We start from the raw sequence: 16,332 nt of genomic DNA, 5'->3' as shown, positions 1-16,332 counted from the left end.
GACTTGTGGCCTCGGGGCACGTCCGCGACGTGACCCCGCCGCCTTTTCGACCAGGAGTCCAAGGTTGAAGAAGAAGAGCAGTCGTGTGACCTCCGTCGATGTCGCAGCGCTGGCAGGTGTCTCGCAATCCGCCGTGTCGCGCGCCTTTTCACCCGGCGCGGTAATCGCCGAAGCCACGCGGGAAAAGATCTTCGAGGCCGCCAACAAGCTGAACTATGTGCCGAATTCCTTTGCGCGGGGGCTTTCGACGAGGCGGTCCAACATCGTGGCACTGGTTCTCGGAAACCGCGACAACCCCTTCTACATGATGGCGCTTCACGAGTTCAGCCGGAAGCTCGGTGCCATCGGGCGGCAGGCGCTGGTCTTCGCCGTCGAGCGCGAGGAAAACAGTGACCGCGCGCTGATGGAGGTGCTGCAGTACCAGGTCGACGGCGTCGTGCTGACGTCTGCGCACATGTCGACGCGGATGACCGCGATGTGCCACGACAGGGGCATCCCGGTCGTCTCATTCAACCGCATCCTGCCAAGCCTCGAAACCCCCTCGGTCAGCTGCGACAACCGCAACGGGGGCAAGATCCTAGGCGAGGCCTTTCTCGCCGCAGGGGCGCGCAGCTTTGCAGTGCTGGCCGGAGATGCCAACGGCTCGACCAGCAACGACCGGGTGCGCGGCTTCACCGACGCGGTGCTGGCAGCCGGGCTGCCGGGGGATTCCATCCGGCTGTTTGAGGCGCACAGCACCTACGAGGGCGGTGCCGCGGCGACGCGCGAGATGATCGAGGGGGGCTTCCGCCCCGATGCCATCTTCGGGATCGCCGACGTGATCGCCATGGGCGCCATCGACGAGCTGACCTACCGCTACCAGCTGCGGGTTCCCGAGGACGTCATGGTGGCCGGGTTCGACAACATTCCCGAATCCGGCCGCCTGCCCTATCGGCTCACCACCATCGAACAACCGGTGGCCGCGATGGTCGAACGGACGATCGCGCACCTGCATCTCGACGATCCCGACCGCGGTGTCGGTCCTGCCGAGGCCACGCATATCCCGGGGCGGCTGGTTTGGCGCGACACCATTCGCGGCGAGGCCTTCCGGCCGACGTGAAACACGAGCGTTTGGCCGGTCAGTCCTTGCTGTCGTCCTTCAGCGTCTCGAGGATCACCTCGTAGGCGCTGCCGATGTCCTCGCGCAGGGCAGCGACGGCCACCGCCTCGTCGCCCGCGCTGATCGCGTCGAAGAGCGCGCGGTGCTGACGATTGGACACCCGGTAGTGCCCGTGGCGCTGCAGCAGGTGGAACTGGGGATTGATGCGCAGCCAGATGTTGCCGATGATCTCGAGCAGAAGTGGCGAACCCGCCTGACGGTAGATGGCGAAGTGAAAGTCGTAGTTCGCGTGGATGAACTCGCGGACCTGCCCTGCCTTCTCGGCCGCTTCCATGCTGCACAGGATCTCTTCCAGCTTTGCCAGAAAGGCGGCGTCGCGCTGCTGCACTGCCCAGCGCACGGCCGAGGCCTCGACCTCGGAACGTACCCTGCGCAGGTCGGCAAGTTCCTGCAGCCCGAGACGGGGCACACCTATGGAGCGCCCCGAGACCACCGTCAGCGCGCCCAGCGCCATGAGCCGCGATATCGCCTCGCGCACGGGCATCGGGCTCACGTCCAGCGCCTTGGCGATGCTGCCCACCGTGATCGATTCCCCGGGCGCGATCTCGCCCTGTAGGATCAGGTCGCACAGGCGCTGGTGCACCAGCGTCTGGAGGGTTTCCCGCTTCAGTGGCGTGACGCTTTCGAACATGCCCAAATCCCTTGCTTCGCCGCCCAAACTACGCGGCCTTTCGAGATAACAAAACACGTTTTGACTTTTGATCAAAGATATTGGATCATCAATCATGCCAGGCGATCGGGAGGGTCGCCTGCCAAGGGAGGACATCATGATCGGACGATTTCTTGCGGGCACGGCCTGCGCACTGGCGCTTTCCGCGGGCGCCGCACAGGCGCAGGACGAGGGCGCGCCCTACGACATTTACCTTTCGATGAGCTACATCGGGAACGACTGGCAGGCCGAAGCCTCGAACATGGTCAAGGCGCTGGCCGCCTCGTCGGACTATGCTGACCGCGTCAACCTCGAGGTGCAGGTCGCCGGGCCGAATGCACAGCGCCAGATCCAGCAGATCAACGCAATGGTACAGGCTGGGGCCGACGCGATCGTCGTCTTCCCGATCTCGCCGACCGCCCTGAACAGCGTCGTCAAAAGCGCCTGTTCCCGCGGCGTGACAATCATCGCGTATGATGCCGAGATCACCGAGGATTGCGCCTACAATGTCACCATCGATCAGGCCGAAGCCGGGCGGGAGACGGCCGAATGGCTGGTCGATGAGATGGACGGCGAAGGCGACGTGGTCATGGTAACCGGCGTGCCGGGTACCTCGGTCGACACTGCGCGCACCAGCGCCGCGAAAGAGGTCTTTGCCCAGCACGAGGGCATCAACATCGTCGGTGAAGCCGTCGGCATGTGGAGCCAGGCGGTTGCCCGGACCGAACTCAACAAGCTGATGGCCACGCGGGACTGGTCCGATATCGACGGACTGTGGATGCAGGTCGGCTGCTATACCGCCAACGCGATGCAGCTCGAAGCCGGACGCGAGCCCTCCGAGCTTCTGCCCTGCGCGGGCGAGGGATCGAACGGGGGCCGCATCCAGATGCTGCCCGCCGATACCGAGGTCGACGGGGCGAGCGCCCCCTACGCGCCCATGGGCGCTCCGCGGATTTCATATGCCTCGCCGCCCTACTCTGGCGCGCTTGCACTGAAGTTGGCGGTGGACAAGCTCGACGGCAAGGATATCCCGGAGCACACCACCCTACCGCTGCCGCTCGTGACCAACGAGACCATCGAGCTTTGCGAGACAGGTAGCTGGGACGAGCAGAAGGCGGGCTGCAACGCCTTCCAGCCCGGCCTCGTCTCCAACCCCGGCTGGTTTGCCTCGATCTTTTCCGAGGAGCTGCCGCAGCTTGGCCTGAATGCCGCCCTCGTGGGTCAGCCCGAGAGCTGATGAGCTTCCCCGGCGGTCACGGCCGTCGGGGCCCTTCCACCTGATCACAACACATATCGGAGGACGGCATGTCATCCGCCAATGGCTCCGCGCCCGCGGTCGAGGTCGAGGGCCTCACCAAGGCCTACGGCCCCACCGTGGCCAACGACGAGGTCAGCTTTTCGGTCGCGCCGGGCCGCGTGCACGCGCTGCTGGGCGAGAACGGCGCGGGCAAGTCGACCACCATGAAGCTCCTGTCGGGGCTCGTCCGTCCGGACGCGGGCAGCATCCACATCTACGGCGAGCAGATCAGCCTCGGCACCGCGCGCGATGCCCACGCCAACGGCATCCAGACCGCCTTCCAGGAACTCACGCTGGTGCCGGACCTGACGGTGCTCGACAACATGCTGCTGCCGCGCGCGCCGTGGACGCCGCTCGGCACGCTCAACCGGGCCCGCATCCGCCGCGAGGTCACGGACCATTTCGAGGCGCTGGACCTCCAGGTCGACCTCGACGCGCTGACCTCGGAACTCACGCTCGCCGTGCGCCAGAAGATCGAGATCGCCCGGGCGCTCTCTCGCAAGCCCAGCATCCTGCTGCTGGACGAGCCGACCTCGGCGCTGTCGGGCAGCGACGTGGACTGGCTTGGCCGGGTCATCGCCGAGGCCTCGGGACAGGGCATCACCGTGCTGTTCATCTCGCACCGGATGCCCGAGGTGCGCGCCTTCTGCGACACGCTGACCATCCTGCGAAACGGCAAGTCCGTGCATTCGGGAAAAGTGGCTGACGTAAGCGATGCCGAGGTGGTCGAGATGATCATCGGGCGCTCGGTCGAGAACGCCTTTCCCCCGCCCCGTGCGCCCCGCGACACCTCGGGCGAAACGCCGGTGCTCGCCACCCGCGCGCTCTCGGCCGGTCCGAAGCTGAAGGAGGCCGAGATCGCCCTGCAGCGGGGCGAGATCCTCGGGATCGCGGGACTGCAGGGCATGGGACAGGAGGCGCTCTTCTCGGCGCTTTTCGGACAGGAGCACCTGACCGCGGGGCATATCGAACTGGACGGCACCCCGCTGCACCTGCGCGCGCCCTCGGACGCGATGCATCCCTCCGTCTCCATCGGCTTCGTGCCGGAAGAGCGCAAGACGCAAGGGCTTTTCCTGAAGCTTCCCGGACGGCAGAACGCGAGCCTTCCGGTGCTGTCCCGTTTTCACAACGGCCCGCTGCTCGACGATGCTGCCGAGGCCCGCGCCGCCGATGGCGCCTTTGCCGCCGTCGAGGTCGACGGACGGGCGCACTATCTTCCCGCGGGCGCCTTTTCCGGCGGCAACCAGCAGAAGATCGTGCTGGCCAAGTGGCTCGTGGCCCAGAGCCGCATCCTGCTGCTTTTCGATCCGACGCGCGGGATCGACGTCGGCACCAAGGAGCAACTCTATGCCCTGCTGCGCGCCTATTCGGACGCGGGCGGGTCTGTGCTGTTCCACTCGACCGAAATCCCCGAGCTCGTTCATCTCTGCGACCGTGTCGGCGTGCTCTACGAGGGCCGCCTGTCGCGCTGGCTGCAGGGCGGCGACCTGACCGAGAATGCGATCATGGAAGCGACGCTCGGGGGCAGCGACCCCCTGCATCTCTCCGGGGCCCGCACCGGACAAAAGGAGCCGGCATGACCGACCAGACCCTTCATTCCCCGGCACCGCGCCGCACGGCCACCCGCAGCTTCCGCAACCTGAAACGCGGGCAGGCCGTCATCGTTGCCGCGCTCGTGTTTGCCGCGCTGATGGCGCTCAACGCGTTTCTGAGCCCCTACCCCCTGAGCTACTTTGATGTTTCCTTCCTTGCCAGCGGCGGCGCCACCACGGCGATCGCGGCCGCGGGACAGACGCTGGTGATCCTGTCGGGGGGCTTCGACCTTTCCGCCGGGGCGGTGGTGTCGCTGGTCAACGCGGTGCTGGCCACCTCGATGGATCCGTCAAACATGGAGGCCTCTGTGCCGCTCTGGACCGCCATCGGCATCGCGATCGGCATGGGGGTCGGCGCGGTGAACGGCTTCTTCGTCGCCGTCATGCGGCTGCAGCCCATCGTGGTGACGCTGGCGGTGATGTTCATCGTGCAGGGTCTGACACTGCTGATCATGGCAATGCCCGGCGGGTTCGTCTCGCCCACGCTTGCCAGCACGTACCTCGGGGACACGATCCCCGGGCTTCTGCCCGCGCCGGTCACCCTGCTGCTGGTACTGGTCGCGCTCTGGCTCTGGCTCAAGCGCACGGCCTACGGCGTGACGCTCTACGCGGTGGGCAGCGACCCGGAGGCCGCGCGATCCACCGGCCTGCGAACCCGCACGGTCACCTTCGCGACCTACGTGCTCGCAGGCGGACTCTACGGGCTCGCCGGGGTCTTCGTCAGCGCACAGACCGGCAGTGGTGACCCGCTGGCAGGCAATGCGTTGCTGCTTCCGACCTTCGCCGCGGTTGTCATCGGCGGCACCCGGCTTGGCGGTGGCAAGGGCGGCGTCCTGGGCACCATCCTCGGCGCCTATATCCTGATGATCGTCGTCAACCTGCTGCTGTCGCTCAATGTCTCGGCCTACTACTCCACCATTGCCGAAAGCGCGGTCCTGCTGATCGCGGTACTGGCGGGGTCGCTGAGCAAGGACAGCACGCTGTCGCTAAGGCTGCGCGACCTGAGCGACGCGCTGTCTGCGAGACGGAAGGGCTGGCTCGTGACGCAGCGCCCGGCAGAGGACAGGCGCCTCGCCTTCACCCGACCCTCCGACACGGCCCCGCGCCTTTCGTTCATGCAGAAGTACGGCCACACGCTCCGTCACGCGCTGCCTGCCTGGCTCTGCCTTGCGCTGGTGCTGATCGCGACGCAGGCGGTGCTGGGCAACGTGTTCACCGGCTGGCGATACTGGGATTCGCTGCTCGTGCTGTCGAGCTTCCTCGCCATCCTCGCACTGGGACAAGGCGCGGTGATCCTGACCGGCGGGCTCGACCTGTCGCTGCCCTGGTGCATCGCGCTTTCGGGCGTGCTGCTGACAGGGCTCGTCGGCGGACAGGACATGGGTCTGCTGACCGCCCTACCGGTGGTCTTCGCGGTGGCGGCGGTGATCGGTCTGGCGAACGGGCTGGGCGTGGTCGCCCTCGGGCTTTCGCCCATCGTGGTGACGCTGGCCATGAACGGCATCCTGCAGGGCGCCGCGCTGATCTGGTCCGGCGGCACGCCCGCGGGCTTTGCCCCGCCGGTGCTGCGCTGGATGATGACCGGCAAGGTCATGGGCATCACGCCTGTCATCCTCTTCATGGTGGTCTTCACGGCCTTTGCCATCCTGCTTCTGGGACGCACCGCCTTCGGCCGCCGCGTCTATGCCGTCGGCAACAGCGAACTGGCAGCCCGGCTCTCGGGCGTGCGCACCGGGCGCGTGATCGTCTCGGTCTACATCCTTTCGGCGCTCTGCGCGGCGCTGGTGGGCGTGCTGCTCGCGGGGTTCTCGGGACAGGCGAGCCTCGGGATGGGCGACGACTACCTGCTGCCCTCGATCGCGGTGGTGGTGGTGGGCGGCGCGCTCATCACCGGCGGGCGCGGCCACTATGCCGGGATGCTGGGCGGCGCGCTGATGCTGACCGCCATGCAGACCCTGCTGGCCGGGACCGCGCTGCCCTTTGCCTTCCGATCCGTTTTCTTCGGCCTCGTCATCCTGATGGCCGTCATCGCGCTGCGTGAATGAAGGAGTTATCCATGAGTGACACCCCCCGCATGACCCTGCCCGGCCTGACCGGCGCGCGCGTCGCGGTGACCGCGGGCGCAGGCGGCATCGGTCTCTGCATCGCACGAGAGCTGGCACGCCAGGGTGCACGGCTGGCGATCTGCGACGTCGACGACGCGGCGCTGAAGGTCGCCGCAGAGGAACTTGACGCCGAGGTTGCCATGAAGGTCGACGTATCGGACGAGGCCCAAGTGGCCGCCTTCTTCGAGACCATCGCGGCTGACATGGGCGGGCTCGACGCGCTGGTGAACAACGCGGGCATTGCCGGGCCGACCGGCGGCGTGGACGCGATCACGCCCGCCGACTGGCGCCGTTGCATCGACATCTGCCTGACCGGGCAATTCCTGTGCACCCACCATGCGGTGCCGATGCTGCGCGCCGCAGGCGGCGGCGCCATCGTCAACATATCTTCCTCGGCCGGGAAGTTCGGCTACGCTTTCCGCACGCCCTATGCCTCGGCCAAGTGGGGGGTGATCGGCTTTACGCAGAGCCTTGCCAAGGAACTCGGGCCCGACAACATCCGCGCCAATGCGATCCTGCCGGGCATCATCGAGGGGCCGCGGATCGAGGGCGTCATCGCCGCCCGCGCGGAGCAGACCGGCGTGAGCCGCGAGGACATGACGGCAGAGTACCTGTCGCGCATCTCGCTGCGGCGCATGACCCCGCCCGAGGACGTGGCCGACATGGCCGCCTTCCTGATCGCCGACACCGGGCGCAACCTGTCAGGACAGAGTTTTCCCGTCGACGGCAACGTGGAGACGCTATGATGGCCGCCCCTGTCGCATGCGTGGGTGCGGGTCTCATCGGTCGCGGCTGGGCCATCGTCTTTGCACGCGCCGGTCACGAGGTGCGGCTCTGGGACGAGAACCCCGGCGCCCCGGCCGCCGCCCGAGACTTTGCTGCAAAGATGCTCCCGGAACTGGAAAGCCAGGGTCTTATCGACTGCACGGCCGAAGACGCTCTGGGCCGTATCCACCCCGTTGCCACCCTGGAAGAGGCGCTGGACGGGGCGGAGCACGTGCAGGAAAGCACCTTCGAGGAGATCGGCGTCAAACGCGCGATCTTTGCGAGGCTCGACGCAATCGCGGGACCGGAAACGGTGCTTGCTTCGTCCTCCTCGGCGCTACTGCCCTCTGCCATTTCCGAGGGGCTGGAAGGGCACCACCGGGTCATGGTGAACCACCCGATCAACCCCGCCTACCTCATCCCGGCGGCAGAGCTGGTGCCCGCGCCATGGACCGATCCCGCGCTGATGGAACGTACCGCCAATATGCTGCGCTCGGCCGGCATGCGCCCCATCGTCATGCAGAAGGAGATCGACGGTTTCGTCATGAACCGGATGCAGGGCGCCCTGCTGCACGAGGCCTTCCGCCTGGTGGCCGACGGCTATGCCAGCGCCGAGGACGTGGACATCGGCCTTCGCGAGGGTCTTGCCCTGCGGTGGTCCTTCATCGGCCCGTTCGAGACCATCGACCTGAACGCGCCCGAGGGCATCCGGCAATACGTCGAACGCTATGCGGGCATCTACGACGGCCTTTCGGACCAGCCCGCCGCCGACTGGCGCGGACCGGTTCTCGACAGCATCGAGGCAGAGCGCCGCGCCGCCCTGCCCGCGCAGGCGCTCGCCGAAAGACAAGCCTGGCGCGACCGGCGCCTCATGGCGCTTGCCGCCCACAAGCGGCGCGCAACGGACGAAATCGGAGACTGACCATGACTGACAAGGTGATCATCACCTGCGCCGTGACCGGCGCGATCCACACCCCGACAATGTCGGACCACCTGCCGATTACGCCGGACGAGATCGCCGAGGCCGCAATCGGCGCCGCCGAGGCGGGCGCCGCGATCCTGCACCTGCACGCCCGGGACCCGCAGACCGGCAAACCCGACCAGTCGGTCGAGGCCTTCGCCCCCTTCCTCGGCCGGATCAAGCAGTCGACCGACGCGGTGGTGAACATCACCACGGGCGGATCGCCCTACATGACGGTCGACGAACGCACCAAGCCTGCGGCCAAGTGGTCGCCCGAGGTGGCGTCGCTCAACATGGGCTCGATGAATTTCGGGTTCTATCCGCTGTTGGCGAAGTACAGGACCTTCAAGCACGAGTGGGAGCGCGAGCACCTCGAAGGGTCGCGCGATCTCGTCTTCCGTAACTCGTTCAAGGACATCGAGTACGTGCTCGAGACCTGCTACGACAACGGCACGCGGTTCGAGTTCGAATGCTACGACATCTCGCATCTCTACAACCTCGCCCACTTCGCCGATCGCGGGCTAGTGAAGCCGCCATTCTTCGTGCAGTCGGTCTTTGGTCTGCTTGGTGGCATCGGCACGCACCACGAGGACATCATGCACATGAAGCGCACCGCCGACCGGCTGTTCGGCAAGGATTTTCGCTGGTCGGTGCTGGGCGCCGGCAAGGACCAGTTCCGCATCGCAACGCAGGCGGTCAGCATGGGCGGCAACATCCGGGTCGGGCTCGAGGACAGCATCTGGATCTCGCGCGGGAAGCTGGCCGAAAGCAACGCCCAGCAGGTCACCAAGGCGCGCAGCATCATCGAGGGCATGGGCCTTGAGATCGCCTCGCCTGCCGAGGCGCGCGAGATGCTGTCGCTCAAGGGCGGCGACGCGGTAAATTTCTGAACGGACCCCGAGGGAGGAGACAAACCATGCAGATCGACATTCTGCTCGACGTGAAGACGACGCTGGGCGAAGGCCCGGTCTGGGACGTCGAAAGCCAGCGGCTCTATTTCATCGACTCGATGGATGGCCGCGTCTTCCGCTGCACCGCCGAAGGCACCGAGCTGCGCGCCTGGGACGTTCCCGGCAAGATCGGCTCAATGGCGCTGCGCAAGGACGGATCGGGCGCCATCGTATCGCTCGACAAGGGGTTCTGGCTGCTCGATTTCGAAAGCGGCGAGTGCGAGCTTCTGCACGATCCCGAATCCGGTCTCGACACGACCCGCATCAATGACGGCAAATGCGACCGGCGGGGCCGCTTCTTCGCCGGATCCATGGACATGATGGAGGAAGGGCCCAAAGGCGCGCTCTACCGCGTCGATCCCGACATGAGCGTGACGCAGGTCTATGACGGAATCATCTGCTCGAACGGGCCCTGTTTCTCGCCCGACGACAGTACTTTCTACTTTACCGACACCTGGACCGGCGAGGTCTGGGCCCACGACTACGATATCGAAACGGGCACCGTCTCGAACCGCCGGACCTTTGCCAAGGTCGACACCTCAAACGGCGGCGCCGCGGACGGCGCAACCGTCGATTCCGAGGGGTACTACTGGATGGCGCTGGTCTACGATGGTCGGATCTGCCGTTACGCGCCCGATGGCTCGCTCGACATGGAGATTCCCATGCCGGTCAAGAAGGTCACGAGCGTGCAGTTCGGCGGGCCGAACCTCGACACGCTCTATGTCACATCCATGGCCAAGCCGCCCCTGCCCCGCTTCCCCGGCGACGGCGTCCAGCGCGGCAGCCTCTTCGCGGTCAACGGGCTTGGCGTAACCGGCGTGCCAGAGCCGCGATTCGGCGGCTGACGCCTCGCCGAAAAATCGACCCGCGCAGCCCGGCCTGCCGGCGCTGCGCGTCGAAAGGCCCTGACATGCTTCGCGTCTCCAGCATTCCGAGGTCCGAGAACGGGGCGTTTCAGGCGGCAGCGACCACCAACCTCGAGCGAAAAGGGGTGGGTAGGATCATCTTTCCTTACGGTCCCCGGCGCCCTCCTCCTGGCCGGCCGTCGCACTCGTACTTCTTTGGAAGGAACGCTGCCTGAGCAGTCAATCCCTTTCGTCAGCCCCGCCATGGCAAAATAAATTCTTGATACTCCGCTCCCCCCTCTGATTTGATCAAATTGAATCAGCAGGCTGTCTCATGATCGAAATACAAGACGTCACCAAGGTCTTCGGCTCCGGAGAGGGCGCGTTCCGCGCTCTGGACGAGGTCTCGGTAACCATCCGCGAAAACGAATTCTTTACCCTCCTGGGCCCGTCAGGATGTGGCAAGACCACCCTCCTGCGCCTGATCGCAGGGTTCGAGGGGCCGACCGGCGGGCAGATCCTGCTGGGCGGCGAGGACCTGTCCGGCCAGCCACCCTACCGGCGCCCGGTGAATACCGTGTTCCAGTCCTATGCGCTTTTCCCGCACATGACGGTCGCCGAGAACGTGGGCTTCGGCATCAAGATGCTTGGAAGGCCCAAGTCGGAGATATCGGGCACCGTTTCCGAGATGCTGGAACTGGTGCGCATGTCTCACCTCGCCGACCGGCAGACCAGCCAGATCTCGGGCGGCCAGCAGCAGCGTGTGGCCTTGGCCCGGGCGCTTGCCCCTCGCCCCAAGGTGCTCTTGCTGGACGAGCCGCTTTCGGCACTGGACTTCAAGCTGCGCAAGGAAATGCAGCTCGAACTCAAGCGGTTGCAGTCTGAGACCGGCATCACCTTCGTCTTCGTGACCCACGATCAGGAAGAGGCGCTGACCATGTCGGACCGCGTCGCGGTGATGAGCGATGGCGAGATCCGGCAGATCGGCACCCCGCGCGAGATCTACGACCATCCCGCCGAACGTTTCGTCGCCGACTTCATCGGGGATACCAACTTCCTCAAGGCCGAGATGCTGGGCCGTGAGGGCGAGAGCGCACGCCTGCGGCTTGCCTCAGGGCAGGAGGTGCATGCGCGGGCGTCGGAGGCCACCGCCTCGAGCGGGACAGTCACGCTGGCGATCCGGCCCGAGCACGCCGACCTTGCCCCCGAGGGCGAGGGCGTGCTTGGCGGCACGCTCGAGGACATCGTCTACTTCGGCACCGACACGCATTACCACGTGGCCCTGGACGGCGGCGGCGAGCGTTTCGTGTTGCGCAAGCAGAACCAGCCCGACGAGGATCGCGGCTACCAGCGCGGTGACCGCGTCGGCATCAGGCTTGGCCGCTCCGCTGGCCAGGTACTGAGGGACTGAGCCGATGCCGGATCCGATTTCCTCGACCGCCCGCACCCGCGCCGCCCTCCTGGCCCCGGCCATGGCGATCCTGATCTTCGCCGCCGCGGGACCGCTGATCATCGTCGTGCTCTACTCGTTCCTGACGCCCGGCGACTACGGCGGCGTCGTCTGGGACTTCTCGACCGATGCCTGGTTCGGAGTGCTCGCCGAGCGCGACTTCTTTACCGAGCAGCTGAGCTGGGCCGACGCGCACCTCACGGTGTTCTGGCGGTCGATCAAGCTCTCGCTCCTGACGGCGCTTCTGTCCTTCATCTTCGGTTTCCCGACAGCCTATTTCATCGCCACGCGCCCGCGCCGCAGCCGGGACATCTGGATGCTGCTGGTGATGATCCCATTCTGGACCAACCTTCTGATCCGGACCTTCGCGATCATGGAGCTGATCCGGAACGAAGGCACGATCAACACCGTGCTGATCGCCATGGGGCTCTTCACGCAGCCGGTGCAGATGCTCTACACGGAATTCTCGCTGCTGCTGGGCATGACCTATGTCTATCTGCCGCTGATGATCCTGCCGATCTACGCCTCGATGGAGCGGTTCGACTTCAGGCTGGTCGAGGCAGGCTACGATCTCTACGCCACGCGCTGGCAGGTGCTGCGCCGGGTCATCCTGCCCATCGTCAAACCGGGGATCGTGGCCGGATCGATCCTTGTCTTCGTGCCGTGCCTTGGCGCCTATGTCACGCCGCGCGTGCTGGGCGGGGGCAAGCAGCTGATGCTCGGCAACCTGATCGAGCTGCAGTTCGGGCAGCTGCGCAACTGGCCGCTTGGCGCGGCGCTGTCGCTGACACTGCTGGTGATCGTCATGGTGGCGCTGATCTTCTACGTTCGCACCGTGGGCGCGGAGGAACGCGGACATGGCTAGAAGCTTCGACGTCACCCGGCAGCCCGGGTTCACCATGATCGCGATTGCCTGCTTCGTGCTGCTCTACCTGCCGATCATCCTGCTGGTCGCCTACTCGTTCAACGCGGGCCAGTCGATTTCCCAGTGGGAGGGGTTCTCGCTGCGCTGGTACGTATCCGCCTGGGACAACGAGCAGATTCAGGACGCGACGATCCGCTCTGTGATCATCGCACTCGGGGCCTCGCTCATCGCCACCTCGGCGGCCGTGCTGGCAGCGCTGGCCACCACGCGCACCACGCCCTGGCGGGGACAGACCGTCGCGTTCGCGCTGATCAACCAGCCGCTGATGGTGCCCGAGATCGTAACTGCCGTTTCGCTGCTGATCTTCTTCTCGATGATCAAGGTCTGGACCGGCTACACCGGCCTCTGGTACCTCGTCATCGCCCATGCGGCCTTCTGCATCCCCTTCGCCTACATGCCGATCCGTGCCCGGTTGCAGGGGATGGACCTCAATCTCGAACAGGCGGGGGCCGATCTCTACGGTACGCCGATCAAGGTATTCCGCCACATCACCCTGCCCCAGCTCTGGCCCGGGATCCTCGCCGGAGGTATGCTGGCTTTCGTGATCTCGCTCGACGACGTCGTCATCACCGAGTTCGTGAAGTCGGCCGGCCAGGACACGCTGCCGACCTACATGCTGGGCCAGCTGCGGCGGAACATCACGCCGGAAATCAACGCCATCTCGACCGCCCTTCTGGCGATCTCGGTGCTTCTGGTGACAGCCTTCTTCTTCATGAGCCGGACACGCAAATGATCCGGCCCGACACGGACCGCCAAGCCGGGCGGCCCACAACAGGGAGACCGACCATGACCTACCGCATCACGCCAATTGCCGGCATCGCGGCGCTCACGCTTGCCGCGGGCGCCGCCCACGCCGAGGGCGAGCTCAACATCTACAACTGGGGCAACTACACCAGCCCCGAGATGATCGAGAAGTTCGAACAGGAATTCGACGTCGACGTCACCGTCACGGACTACGATTCCAACGACACCGCGCTGGCCAAGCTCAAGGCCGGCGGCCACGGCTTCGACATTGTCGTGCCCTCGGGCAACTACGTGCCGATCTTCATCGAGGAAGGGGTGCTGATGAAGTCCAACCCCAACGAGATGGAGAACTTCGGCAACGTCGCCCAGCGCTGGGTGGACGTCGAATTCGACCCGGGCCGCGAGTATACCGTGCCGTGGCAATGGGGCACGGTCGGTGTCAGCGTGAACACCTCCGTCTATGACGGCGACATCAACACCGCCGGCCTGATCTTCGATCCGCCGGAAGAGCTTCAGGGCAAGATCAACGTCATCCCCGAGATGAACGACGTCATGGGCAGCGCCATCCACTACATGGGCGGCGAGCAATGCACCACCGACCGCGAGGTGCTGCGCCAGGTCCGAGACAAGCTGGTCGAGGCCAAGCCCCACTGGCTCTCCATGGCCTACGGCAACATCGAGCGGCTTGCGAACGAGGACATCGCCGCGACGCTGAACTGGAATGGGGCCTCGATGCGGGCGCGCCTGCAGAACGAGGATATCGCCTTCGGCTACCCGCAGACGGGCTATTCCATCTGGATGGACAACGCGGCGATCACCGCCGATGCGCAGAACGTCGAGAACGCCAAGCTGTTCCTGAACTTCATCATGGAGCCCGAGAACGCGGCGATGCTGTCGAACTTCGCGCGCTATGCCAACGGCATCGAGGGCAGCGAGGAATTCATGGACGATGTCATGGCCGAGGCACCCGAGATCAACACGCCGGAAGAGCTGGCAGACGCGGGCTACATCTCGAAGAACTGCCCGCCCGAGGCTCAGAAGATCTACAGCCAGATCTGGACCGAGCTGACCAAGTAAGACACTTCGAGCGGCGGCCCGGATTTCATCGGGCCGCCGTTTGCTTTCTCGAGAGGTTTCAATGACCGACACCGCCGACCTCGTCATCCTGAACGGCAGCCTGCTGACCTTCGACGACACCATGCCGCGCGCCCAGGCGCTTGCGGTACGGGACGGCGTGATCGTGGCCGTCGGCACGACCTCCGAGATACGCGCTCTGGCGGGCCACGGCACACGGGTGATCGACGCCGCCGGCGGCACCGTCATGCCCGGCATCATCGACTCGCACGTGCACCTGTTCGGCGGGTCGGTGGAGCTCGGTTACCTGGATCTGGGCGGGCTGCAGGGCGACGACGCGGTGATCCCCGCGGTCCGCGCCCGCTCCGCAGAGGAACCCGATGCGCCCCTCCTGTTCGGGGTGCAGGCAGACTACGCGATGTTCGGAGAGGGACACCGGACGACGCGCCACGATCTCGACCGGGTGATGCCTGACCGGCCCTTCGCGATGTTCGCCGCCGACCACCACACGATCTGGGCCAACACCCGCGCGCTCGAGGCGGCGGGGCTTCTGCAGGGCGGGGCAACCGAACCGGGATCGGAGATCGTCATGGGCGAGGACGGTCTTGCCGAGGGGGAGTTGCGCGAGCCCGGGGCCTACGCGCGGGTGCTGGCGATGACGCCGCATGGCGGTCGAGACCTGGCGGGGCTTGTCACCGGCAAGGATCCCGTACCAGCCGCGTCCGTCGCGGAACGCGGGCGCGATCTGGATGCCCTTCGGCGCGGGCTGGCCCATTGTGCCTCCTACGGGATCACCGGCCTGCACAACATGGACGGCAACTTCTACACGATGGAGCTTCTGGCCGAGCTCGAAGCAAACGGCGAGCTGCCCTGCCGGACCGAGGTTCCGTTTCACTTCAAGGCGGTGGACGGCCTCGACCGGTTCGCCGAGGCGGAAGAGATGCGCAGCCGCTGGGCCTCCGACCGGCTCTGGTGCAATCGCGTAAAGATGTTCATGGACGGCGTGATCGAAAGCCGGACAGCGCTCATGCTGCGCCCCTACCCCGGCTCGGACCTTTCTGGTGACGCGGTCTTCACGCCCGAGGCTTTCAACTCCGCCTGCGTCGAAGCGGACGCGCGGGGCTTTCAGATCGCCACGCACGCGATCGGCGATCTGGCTGTGCGCCGAACGCTTGAGGGCTACGCCGCGGCCCGCGAGGCGAACGGCGCGCGCGACGCGCGGCACCGCGTGGAGCATATCGAGACGCTGGACCCGGCCGACCTGCCCCGGTTCCGCGAGTTGGGCGTCGTGGCGTCCTACCAGCCAGGACACGCGCCCTTCGGGCATATCTTTCCTCTTGAAGCGCTTGGGCCGCACCTGCACGAGGATCAGAAGCCGCTTGCCTACGCCTGGCAGACCCTGCGCGAGGCCGGAAACCCCGTGTGTTTCTCGACCGACTGGCCTGTCATCAAACTCGACCCTATGGCGACGCTGCGCGCAGCGATCGCGCCCGTCGCCATGCCGGCCCCGTGGGGGGATCAGCGCCAGTCCCTGATGGATGCACTTCGGTCGATGACCGCGGACAATGCCTGGCTGGAGTTCTCCGAAGCGCGCAAGGGCCGACTACATCCGGGCATGGTCGCGGATATCGCGGTATTGCGAGAGGATCTCGAGGCCATGGAGCCGGACACGGTCGAACAGACCGGCGCCGCGGTGACGATCTGCGGCGGCGAAGTGACCTTCGCCGCCTGAAAGCCGGCTTTCCTGCAAGTGCGGTAATGCCGGGAGCCACGGAGCGGTGACCACGGACGCCTTCGGCACTTCCCGCCCCCCCTC

General features: G+C 66.1%; 14 protein-coding genes. 13 read left to right on the top strand and 1 reads right to left on the bottom strand.

The features are described 5' to 3' along the window. Positions 1-64: 64 nt before the first annotated feature. Complete coding sequence (locus C8N44_RS11805) at positions 65-1,099, top strand: LacI family DNA-binding transcriptional regulator (protein ID WP_107976735.1); 1,035 nt, start codon at positions 65-67, stop codon at positions 1,097-1,099. Positions 1,100-1,118: 19 nt separating this feature from the next. Here the strand turns inward: C8N44_RS11805 and C8N44_RS11800 are convergent, their stop codons facing one another. Next, positions 1,119-1,790 (bottom strand): GntR family transcriptional regulator, encoded by a 672-nt coding sequence (locus C8N44_RS11800; RefSeq protein ID WP_107976733.1) that lies wholly within the window; start codon positions 1,788-1,790, stop codon positions 1,119-1,121. 136 nt (positions 1,791-1,926) lie between these two features. Here C8N44_RS11800 and C8N44_RS11795 point away from each other — a divergent pair, with 136 nt between their 5' ends. The 12 genes from C8N44_RS11795 (at position 1,927) to C8N44_RS11740 (ending at position 16,248) form a co-directional block, all read left to right on the top strand. Next, positions 1,927-3,045 carry a sugar ABC transporter substrate-binding protein gene (locus tag C8N44_RS11795; RefSeq protein WP_107976731.1) on the top strand — a complete coding sequence of 373 codons (1,119 nt, stop codon included), beginning with the start codon at positions 1,927-1,929 and terminating at the stop codon, positions 3,043-3,045. Positions 3,046-3,113: 68 nt separating this feature from the next. After that, a complete protein-coding gene (locus C8N44_RS11790; RefSeq protein WP_107976729.1) occupies positions 3,114-4,685 on the top strand; it encodes a sugar ABC transporter ATP-binding protein in 1,572 nt (523 codons plus the stop codon). Then, entirely contained in the window at positions 4,682-6,742 is a 2,061-nt protein-coding gene (locus C8N44_RS11785; protein ID WP_107976727.1) for an ABC transporter permease, read from the top strand. The genes C8N44_RS11790 and C8N44_RS11785 overlap by 4 nt, the downstream gene beginning before the upstream one ends. Positions 6,743-6,753: 11 nt before the next feature. Further along, complete coding sequence (locus tag C8N44_RS11780; RefSeq protein ID WP_170121084.1) at positions 6,754-7,548, top strand: SDR family oxidoreductase; 795 nt, start codon at positions 6,754-6,756, stop codon at positions 7,546-7,548. Further along, positions 7,548-8,489: a 3-hydroxyacyl-CoA dehydrogenase gene (locus C8N44_RS11775; protein WP_107976813.1), complete on the top strand. Its 942-nt coding sequence runs from the start codon at positions 7,548-7,550 to the stop codon at positions 8,487-8,489. Before C8N44_RS11780 ends, C8N44_RS11775 begins: the two co-directional genes overlap by 1 nt. 2 nt (positions 8,490-8,491) lie before the next feature. Beyond that, positions 8,492-9,418, top strand: a complete 927-nt coding sequence (kce, locus tag C8N44_RS11770; protein ID WP_107976723.1) for a 3,5-dioxohexanoate:acetyl-CoA acetone transferase — start codon at positions 8,492-8,494, stop codon at positions 9,416-9,418. Positions 9,419-9,444: 26 nt separating this feature from the next. Further along, on the top strand, positions 9,445-10,323 hold the full coding sequence (locus C8N44_RS11765; RefSeq protein WP_107976721.1) for an SMP-30/gluconolactonase/LRE family protein: 879 nt from the start codon (positions 9,445-9,447) through the stop codon (positions 10,321-10,323). Between the two features lie 334 nt (positions 10,324-10,657). After that, positions 10,658-11,734: an ABC transporter ATP-binding protein gene (locus C8N44_RS11760; protein ID WP_107976719.1), complete on the top strand. Its 1,077-nt coding sequence runs from the start codon at positions 10,658-10,660 to the stop codon at positions 11,732-11,734. Between the two features lie 4 nt (positions 11,735-11,738). Then, positions 11,739-12,638: an ABC transporter permease gene (locus C8N44_RS11755; protein ID WP_107976716.1), complete on the top strand. Its 900-nt coding sequence runs from the start codon at positions 11,739-11,741 to the stop codon at positions 12,636-12,638. Further along, complete coding sequence (locus tag C8N44_RS11750; protein WP_107976714.1) at positions 12,631-13,431, top strand: ABC transporter permease; 801 nt, start codon at positions 12,631-12,633, stop codon at positions 13,429-13,431. The genes C8N44_RS11755 and C8N44_RS11750 overlap by 8 nt, the downstream gene beginning before the upstream one ends. 53 nt (positions 13,432-13,484) lie before the next feature. Next, complete coding sequence (locus C8N44_RS11745; RefSeq protein ID WP_107976712.1) at positions 13,485-14,519, top strand: ABC transporter substrate-binding protein; 1,035 nt, start codon at positions 13,485-13,487, stop codon at positions 14,517-14,519. Between the two features lie 61 nt (positions 14,520-14,580). Continuing rightward, entirely contained in the window at positions 14,581-16,248 is a 1,668-nt protein-coding gene (locus C8N44_RS11740) for an amidohydrolase (RefSeq protein WP_107976709.1), read from the top strand. Positions 16,249-16,332: the final 84 nt, after the last annotated feature.

Source organism: Allosediminivita pacifica, assembly GCF_003054175.1.
In the GTDB taxonomy this organism is placed as follows: Bacteria; Pseudomonadota; Alphaproteobacteria; order Rhodobacterales; family Rhodobacteraceae; genus Allosediminivita; species Allosediminivita pacifica.
The sequence above is the reverse complement of the archived record's forward strand: the minus strand, read 5'-3'. Positions and strand labels throughout refer to the sequence as shown.

Coding starts and splice junctions, on each gene's coding strand:
- C8N44_RS11800 (WP_107976733.1), bottom strand. CDS start 1,790: ATGTTCGAAAGCGTCACGCCACTGAAGCGGGAAACCCTCCAGACGCTG.
- C8N44_RS11795 (WP_107976731.1), top strand. CDS start 1,927: ATGATCGGACGATTTCTTGCGGGCACGGCCTGCGCACTGGCGCTTTCC.
- C8N44_RS11790 (WP_107976729.1), top strand. CDS start 3,114: ATGTCATCCGCCAATGGCTCCGCGCCCGCGGTCGAGGTCGAGGGCCTC.
- C8N44_RS11785 (WP_107976727.1), top strand. CDS start 4,682: ATGACCGACCAGACCCTTCATTCCCCGGCACCGCGCCGCACGGCCACC.
- C8N44_RS11780 (WP_170121084.1), top strand. CDS start 6,754: ATGAGTGACACCCCCCGCATGACCCTGCCCGGCCTGACCGGCGCGCGC.
- C8N44_RS11775 (WP_107976813.1), top strand. CDS start 7,548: ATGGCCGCCCCTGTCGCATGCGTGGGTGCGGGTCTCATCGGTCGCGGC.
- kce (WP_107976723.1), top strand. CDS start 8,492: ATGACTGACAAGGTGATCATCACCTGCGCCGTGACCGGCGCGATCCAC.
- C8N44_RS11765 (WP_107976721.1), top strand. CDS start 9,445: ATGCAGATCGACATTCTGCTCGACGTGAAGACGACGCTGGGCGAAGGC.
- C8N44_RS11760 (WP_107976719.1), top strand. CDS start 10,658: ATGATCGAAATACAAGACGTCACCAAGGTCTTCGGCTCCGGAGAGGGC.
- C8N44_RS11755 (WP_107976716.1), top strand. CDS start 11,739: ATGCCGGATCCGATTTCCTCGACCGCCCGCACCCGCGCCGCCCTCCTG.
- C8N44_RS11750 (WP_107976714.1), top strand. CDS start 12,631: ATGGCTAGAAGCTTCGACGTCACCCGGCAGCCCGGGTTCACCATGATC.
- C8N44_RS11745 (WP_107976712.1), top strand. CDS start 13,485: ATGACCTACCGCATCACGCCAATTGCCGGCATCGCGGCGCTCACGCTT.
- C8N44_RS11740 (WP_107976709.1), top strand. CDS start 14,581: ATGACCGACACCGCCGACCTCGTCATCCTGAACGGCAGCCTGCTGACC.